General features: G+C 48.5%; 6 protein-coding genes. 5 read left to right on the top strand and 1 reads right to left on the bottom strand.

Annotation, left to right across the window (positions count from 1 at the left end; genetic code table 11):
• Window positions 1-468 precede the first annotated feature (468 nt).
• Window positions 469-741 carry a hypothetical protein gene (locus AC5JLP_RS02000; protein WP_496066221.1) on the bottom strand — a complete coding sequence of 91 codons (273 nt, stop codon included), beginning with the start codon at window positions 739-741 and terminating at the stop codon, window positions 469-471.
• A 4-nt stretch (window positions 742-745) separates the two neighbouring features.
• Here AC5JLP_RS02000 and AC5JLP_RS02005 point away from each other — a divergent pair, with 4 nt between their 5' ends.
• The 5 genes from AC5JLP_RS02005 (at window position 746) to AC5JLP_RS02025 (ending at window position 7283) form a co-directional block, all read left to right on the top strand.
• Entirely contained in the window at window positions 746-1702 is a 957-nt protein-coding gene (locus tag AC5JLP_RS02005) for a hypothetical protein (protein WP_496066222.1), read from the top strand.
• A 62-nt stretch (window positions 1703-1764) separates the two neighbouring features.
• Window positions 1765-2934 (top strand): glycoside hydrolase family 26 protein, encoded by a 1170-nt coding sequence (locus AC5JLP_RS02010; RefSeq protein WP_496066223.1) that lies wholly within the window; start codon window positions 1765-1767, stop codon window positions 2932-2934.
• A 312-nt stretch (window positions 2935-3246) separates the two neighbouring features.
• On the top strand, window positions 3247-3399 hold the full coding sequence (locus AC5JLP_RS02015) for a hypothetical protein (RefSeq protein WP_496066224.1): 153 nt from the start codon (window positions 3247-3249) through the stop codon (window positions 3397-3399).
• Between the two features lie 298 nt (window positions 3400-3697).
• The gene (locus AC5JLP_RS02020; RefSeq protein ID WP_496066225.1) at window positions 3698-5998 is read left to right on the top strand and encodes a DUF3131 domain-containing protein; all 2301 of its coding nucleotides are present in this window, start codon (window positions 3698-3700) and stop codon (window positions 5996-5998) included.
• Window positions 5999-6047: 49 nt separating this feature from the next.
• Window positions 6048-7283 (top strand): DUF3131 domain-containing protein, encoded by a 1236-nt coding sequence (locus tag AC5JLP_RS02025; protein WP_496066226.1) that lies wholly within the window; start codon window positions 6048-6050, stop codon window positions 7281-7283.
• The last annotated feature ends 20 nt before the right edge of the window (window positions 7284-7303 follow it).

The raw sequence follows: 7303 nt of genomic DNA on the forward strand, positions 1-7303 counted from the left end.
TGTGTCAACAACTCAAACATCCATCGCTCAAAATGGCTTGTGCGTAAGTCCTAATACCTTCACTCTAGCGATTTCCTCAAGTCTTATGTCACCTTTCTACGCCCCAACTGCGTAAGTCCTATTGAATTGAAAATGCGACACATCCTGTAGGGGCAAGGTACTGCCTTGCCCCTACCCACCGATTGATCTGTAGCCGTCATTCTTTTAATCGGTATCACACTATACATTTTTGAGGAGCTGTAGAAAAAACAAAGCGTGTAGCACGGCCAGAGCTGTGAAGATTCATTTATCTACCAAGGGAACACTACAGCAGATAGCGCAACAGGTTGCAGGTGGTGGTAGACCTAGTTGCAGCTAAATGGCTGCTCCTTCCCACCAATTTGGAGCTGCGAGACCAATTGAGCTTTTATCTCGTTTAGCTGAACCCGTGATGTTTGATCTACAGGTCTGTGTTTGCGTATCTTCACTTTACGAAAGGCTGAAATTGCAGCCATCAGTCTGGCGATGGGCGATCGCTAACGGCATTGTCTGGGTGTTCGTTGGAAGCGCTAATTGCTGGGCCATGACAGAACCATTGGCGTCTTCTGCTTCTTCACAAGACATGATTGCTGTGCAGACAAGCGTCCCATTAATGCTAGCCGAACCAAAGCTAGCAGAGCCAATTAACTCTGTTGCAGTCCTGAGCGATCGCCAAAGACACCCTGCTACTCCCAATACTCCATCAACCTCATCTGATCTCATTAGTATGGGACCGGACAATTACAACCCTGAGTTGCAGCTACCGTTGCCGCAGCCCCCCAAACTAAGACCTCCTGCTAATGATAGAGAGCCGTCTGTAGCAGGATTGCAGAGTTTGCAAACAGACTTTCGCAATGATGAAGATACCTTTGGTCAACAGAACCGCATTATTGAAGAAACGGCACAGTTTGGTTTGCGAAATGGTGACAAAATCCGGTTCAAAACAGGTTTTGACTTCTTCAAGCAACGCGGTGTTGAGTCGGTCAACAACGTTCCCATTCAGGTCGGGTGGGAACACAAACTGACATCCACTACCACGCTGAAAGTTGCGGCTGGCGTTGATGTGTTCGATCGCCTTCCGGTTGCTCCAAATCTGGATGTTGAGCTACAGAGTCAGGTTACGCCCGGAGTAACCTTGTTTGGTGTTTTAGAAGAAGGGCCTTACAAGTTCAATGCCCAAACGTTAGATAACCAGATTTCTGCCTGGAGATTTGGTCCGAATATTTATTGGCAGATTGATCGCAATACCAGCTTTTTCTCCCTTTTGCGTCTTGGCAGCTACAGTGATGGCAATGTTGAGGAGCAATCATTTAGCCGTTTAGAGCGCAAAATCGGACAATTTTCCCTGGCGCTTAATGTCTTTAACTGGGTTTATCGCAAAGATCTTGAGAGCCGCAGTGGTTACTTTTCTCCACCTGATTTTTTGGTGTACAACGGTGAGATTGGTTGGGAAGGGGATGTCTTTAAGTTTCTGCGTTGCCATCTCTCTGCGACGTTAGGGCAGCAACGGCTGAAGGGCAAAGTTGATCCTGCTAGTGGCTATCAGGCGCGCTGCACGGTCAAGATTTCGCCCAGTGTGGAGGCAGATTTAGGCTATGCCTCATCGAATGTCCAAAGCCGCAACGTTGGAGATGACAATTATAGGAGTAACTCAATTACAGGGCAGCTGCGAATCAAGTTTTGATGATAGAGACATTTCTATGGGCCCTTTAGAAGAAAACCTGGATAGGCTTGCCTAAATTCAAGATGATTGATCGAAAAACCAACCATAAAAGCGCATCACCTCAAACCATCAAGGCTATTTGGAATAGGCGACAACTGCTTTTATTGCCCCTTCTACTGGCAACCTTAGCCAGCTATAGCCATCTTCCAGCTTTGAGCCGTGATCCTGGTCGCTCTGCTTCTGCCAAACCCATCGCGACATCGAAGCAGGCGTTGGTAAAAAGTTCCAACGCTCCAGTCATGCTGGGTATTTATCAAACAGGCTATTTGGGCGAACCGGATGTGGTTGAGAAAGAACTGCATCAACTCGATCGCTGGGCCGGAAAGCAGCTCTCGATCGCAGGGCTTTTCGTTGATATCGAAGACTCAAATCCTGACTACAATATCCCCGTACCGTTAGAACTGCTGCGACAGAAGGGCTATACCGCTTTCATCAACCTCACCTCTTCTCGCACAATGGCAGAGATTGCCAGAGGAAACCTTGATCGATCGCTTCAGAGAACCGCTAAAGCTTATGCCAAGTGGGTATCGCAGGGTCAAAACCGCACCGTTTTCATTGCGCCCTTTCCAGAAATGAATGGCTCCTGGGAGTCTTACCGAGAAGACCCAGAGAACTACAAGGTGTCATTCCAGCACATTCAAACAATCTTTGTAAAGAGTGGAGTGCCGCCCAAAGCAGTACGCTGGGTGTTTGTGCCCAACGGTTGGAGTTCTAACCAGCAACGCTTTGAGCGTTACTATCCGGGTGATGACAAGGTTGATGTCATTGCATTTAGTGCCTACAACTGGGGCTATTGCAGTAACAGCGCAGCAGGCCAATGGAAGCAGTGGGATACCCCCAAAGCGGTCTTTGGCCCTTATCTCGATCGCATGCGGGCAATGGCACCCACAAAACCCATCTTTATCGCTCAGACTGCAACCACCAGTACGGCTAAAACTGGCTCCAGTTTGAGTATGAAAGATCAATGGTTAGACGATGCCTACAGTTACCTTGCAGCAGCACCAGGAGTCCGAGCCATTCTCTATTTCAATATCAACAAGGAATGCGACTGGGCTTTTTATAATAGCAACGGCAGCAAGAATGAAGGTTACAAAAAGGCTGTTACAAATCCTGCGTTTGGCTATGTCTCTCCGGCTGAACTTGCACAAATGGATCTTTCTCAAGAGCCTGTGAACAACACAACGCAACGCTAGTAATACCGATTTCAAGAATGATGGCTAAAAATCAATCGCTGGGTAGGGGCAAGGCAATTGCCTTGCCCCTACAAGATGTGCCGCATTTTCAATTTGAAATGGTATAAGAGTGGTCTCATACCGATTTAAAGAATAACGGCTACAGATCAATCGGTGGGTAGGGGCAAGGCAATGCCTTGCCCCTACAAGATGTGTCGCATTTTCAATTCAAGTTGGTATCAGATCTTGCACCATTCTCAAACAGACGTATTTTAGGCATCTCAACGATCGCTTCGTCCTACCCTGAACTAAAATTATGCCTACAGCAACGCGATGCAAACGGGCTACCAGCGGCAAATCCACTTTAGTGAATTCAGAGCCAACTGGGTTGATCGTCAGTCCGTTGAAACGGACTTCCTGCTATTAGCCCGCAATTTATTGCAGAGCGGGTTGTTGCAAGCGGTGCAAGATCTCAGTAGTCATTAAAACGTGCAGGCGAAAAGCTGAGTCAGCGATCGCGCTCAAAAAGTGAACTCTCTTTCATCTCATACCATTTCTGCTTGTTTAGGCTACAGATTGTAAGGCCAACTGTTTACAGAGTGCGGCTACCGTAACTCAAAACTCAAAACTCAAAACTCAAAACTGGTATAAATTCTCGGCATCAGATTTGTACGGACGTAGATTCCACAGGGACGCGAGCAAATTACGTAAACCTGACTAGCTTATTCATAAAAACTCTGGGAACTCTAAGGGTGAATTCGTATCTGCCAAGAAGAGACTTTGAATGAAACCTGAATTTGAGCCTCCCCCGAAAGGTTGGTCTATCCTGGCGACGGTGGGAGGAGTGATGACCGCGATCGCCCTGATTGCAGGGATGGAGCATCTCTCCAGCCATTTTCGCCAAACGGCTCTTGCCACATCAGCTCAACCAACAGCAGCTTCTGATGCAGTCAATCTGACAGAGAACATGCTCGATAAAACCGTTAGACGGCAAGCCGCTGCCTGTAAATTTGACCAGAGCATGGCACCCGATCGTGGTATTCGCTTTCAAACCAATACCTTCTACAGCAAGGCAATGGCAGAAACCCGGAGCTATGGTGTTGTACTGCCGCCTGATTATGACAAGCGCACACAAACGCTTTACCCAGTCGTTGTTTTGCTGCATGGCGGTCATGGCGATGCTGGGGGGTGGCAGACGTGTGGAGCGCTGACCGAAACGCTCTACAAACTTTACCGAAACGGCAAATTGCCTCCAGCGATCGTGATTACACCCGACGGGAACGATCGTCGAGGGAGTAGCGCGAAATGGGATCCTCAGTATTTTGACGGTGCGAATGGAAAAGTTGCGACGCTGATTGGGGCTGATTTAACCACAGAAATTAAATCGAAGTACCGCGTTTTAGATGATCCTCGCTTTTGGGCGTTGGGTGGCGTGTCTTCAGGTGGTTGGGGCGCATTGAATATTGGGTTGCGCTATACCGATCGGTTCCATCTTCTGTTCAGTCACAGCGGCTATTTCACCGATAGAAGTGGTTCTGAAAATAGTCCTATGGATGTCATTCAGACGCTTGCTCCTGAACAATATCAACCCTTAAAGGTTTATCTGGAAGCAGGATCGGCTGATAAAGAGTTTCTAAACTCAACAGAAGCGTTTCACCAGGTACTCAAGCAGCTTGATGTGGATCACGAATTCCATGCGTTCACAGGTGGTCATGGTTTGAGCGGACTAGACTCTGGCTGGTATTATTGGCAAGACCATCTGGCAGATTCGTTGAGCTATGTGGGTTCCCAGTGGATAGGGGAATCGACAACCGTTGACCCTGCATTGGTAGAGATTGCTAATTTGGATGCTCAATCAACCAGTGCATTCGATCAAACGGATAACGCCAAGCAGCTAGAGGCAACGAAGCTGGAACTTGCGAGGGGTAGCACGTTGAGTCCCGCAGAGGTTGAAATTGCCCGCCAAGCCTGGAGATACTTTCAGCGGAACTGGAATGACAAGACAGGATTAGTGAATTCAGCCGATGGTTTTGCGTCCGTTACGTTGTGGGATCAGGCGGCGGCGATCGCAGCTCTCGTCAGTGCCAAGGAAATGAACGTTGTCTCAGCGAGTGAATTTGAGACAAAAATGACTCGCATGCTAAAGACATTGGCAACTTTACCACTTTATAAAAATGAGCTGCCAAATAAGGTTTACAACGCGAAAACCTTGATACCTGTTAATTACGGTCAATTAAATAAGCGAGATGAAATTGGTTGGTCTGCTCTGGATCTAGGACGGATGGCACTGTGGCTCAAGATTGTAGGTACGAAGTATCCTCAATTGCGCGATCGCACAAACGCCGTCTGGCAACACTGGCAACTCAGACGCCTCACTAAAGATGGACAACTTTATGGCACTGCGATCGTGCAGAGCAAAGAGCAGTACAACCAGGAAGGACGGTTGGGCTACGAAAGCTATGCGGCTTACGGGTTGAAGCTGTGGGGATTGGATGTTAAACAGGCACTCAATACTCAAACTCACGTTGCCTTTGTAAATCTCTACGGACAGCGCGTTCCCTACGATCGACGCGATTACAAAACCTCTGAAGCCAATAATTATGTGCTCAGTGAGCCGTACATTCTGGATGGTATTGAAACTGGTTTCCAATCCTTACCAAAAGCTTACGCTGATGGGGTGTTAGCTGCACAAGAAGCGCGTTATCAAGCAACGCAACAGCTTACGGCATTGACAGAAGATAACCTCGATCGCGCCCCCTACTTCGTCTACAACACCCTGTTTGTAAACGGGCAACCCTGGGCAACCATTACCGACACGCGCCAGCAACGCAACGACTTGCGATTCTTCAGCGCCAAAGCGGCGATCGGCTGGCATGTTCTTTACAACACACCATACACCCAAAAATTATTTGCCTTTGTTCCCGCTAACCTGAAGTCTGATCAAGGTTGGTACAACGGCTTTTACGAAACGTTAAAACAGCCAAATCGAGCGCTCACTGCCAACAACAACGGTGTGATTCTAGAGAGCCTGTTGTACAAGCAGGTTGGGCAACCTCTGACCGTTTGGGCAGGAATCAATCCTTAGCGACGCTTTGCGATCCATCGTGAGATTATCCATCGTGAGGAACTGAGCCATGATGAAGTTCTATCGTCAGCAAAAATGGTTAAGGACGATCGCCTGGTTTTTGGTAGGCATGAGCCTCCAACTGCTCCTTCAGGTATTCACGCTTGCACCGAGTGTTGCCCAGGCACCGACTCCTGCGCCTTCAGCCAGCCCTGTTTCGGGTGGAAGTTGTGCCGCTCTCAGCGCTCCCCTAACGTCTGAAGAAGAGGAGTATGCCCGATCGGCATGGCAATATTTTCTCAACAATTATCAACCGGATACCGGTTTTACCAACTCCGTTGATGGTTATCCCTCCGGGTCTCTGTGGGATATGGGCAATTACCTGACAGCCCTCAATGCTGCCCGCTGGCTCAACCTCATTCCTCAATCGGATTTTGATGCCCGCCTCAACAAGTTTTTAACCACCTTAAGCGGACTCAAACTGTTTGAAGATACCCTGCCCAATAAGGTTTATCATGCAGCGAATGGGCAACTGGTGGATTATAACAACAAACCTGTCGATCGCGGACTGGGTTGGTCAGCTCTGGATTTGGGACGGATGCTGGCGGCCTTTCATATTCTCCGTACCTGCCACCCTCAATACAACGATTGGCTCAAAGGTATTGTCGGTAAATGGCAAGTTGCAAAAGCCATTAAAAATGGTCAGCTCTACGGCGCAACGGTGCTTCCCGATGGCACCACGCTACCCGTGCAGGAAGGGCGCTTAGGCTACGAGGAATATGCAGCTAGAGGCTTTGAGTTGTGGGGGTTTCAAGCACCCAAGGCAATCGCCCTCCAACCGTTTACCTTTGTGGATGTCAACGGACTGCAAATTCCAGTTGATACACGCGATTATCAACACACCAACGCCAATAATTATGTGGTGAGTGAGTCCTACATTTTGGATGGCATTGAATTTGGTCTACCAGGAGAATTGGGAGATTATGCTGCCAGGGTATTAGAGGCACAGAAGCGACGGTTTGAAGCCACTGGACAACTCACAGCAGTTTCAGAAGACAATCTGGATGGCGCACCCTACTTTCTGTACAACACGGTGTATGCGAACGGGGTTGCCTGGGCACCCATCACCGAAAAGAATGAGCCGTATCCGCAGTTTCGTAGCATTAGCACCAAGGCGGCGTTTGGCTGGCGCTACCTTTATCCAGACAGTGCCTATGCCAAACAAGTGTTTGAAGTGGTCAAAAATCTACGCGCTCCTGAAGGCGGCTATTATCCCTCTTTTGTTACCTCAACGAGAGCAAATTAAGCTGGAAGAAGCTGCGTTCT

Source organism: Stenomitos rutilans (assembly GCF_059505485.1).

What these genes read in the sequence shown, in the direction of transcription:
- AC5JLP_RS02000 (WP_496066221.1), bottom strand. Translation starts at nt 741, where the DNA reads ATGAGATCAGATGAGGTTGATGGAGTATTGGGAGTAGCAGGGTGTCTT.
- AC5JLP_RS02005 (WP_496066222.1), top strand. Translation starts at nt 746, where the DNA reads ATGGGACCGGACAATTACAACCCTGAGTTGCAGCTACCGTTGCCGCAG.
- AC5JLP_RS02010 (WP_496066223.1), top strand. Translation starts at nt 1,765, where the DNA reads ATGATTGATCGAAAAACCAACCATAAAAGCGCATCACCTCAAACCATC.
- AC5JLP_RS02015 (WP_496066224.1), top strand. Translation starts at nt 3,247, where the DNA reads ATGCAAACGGGCTACCAGCGGCAAATCCACTTTAGTGAATTCAGAGCC.
- AC5JLP_RS02020 (WP_496066225.1), top strand. Translation starts at nt 3,698, where the DNA reads ATGAAACCTGAATTTGAGCCTCCCCCGAAAGGTTGGTCTATCCTGGCG.
- AC5JLP_RS02025 (WP_496066226.1), top strand. Translation starts at nt 6,048, where the DNA reads ATGATGAAGTTCTATCGTCAGCAAAAATGGTTAAGGACGATCGCCTGG.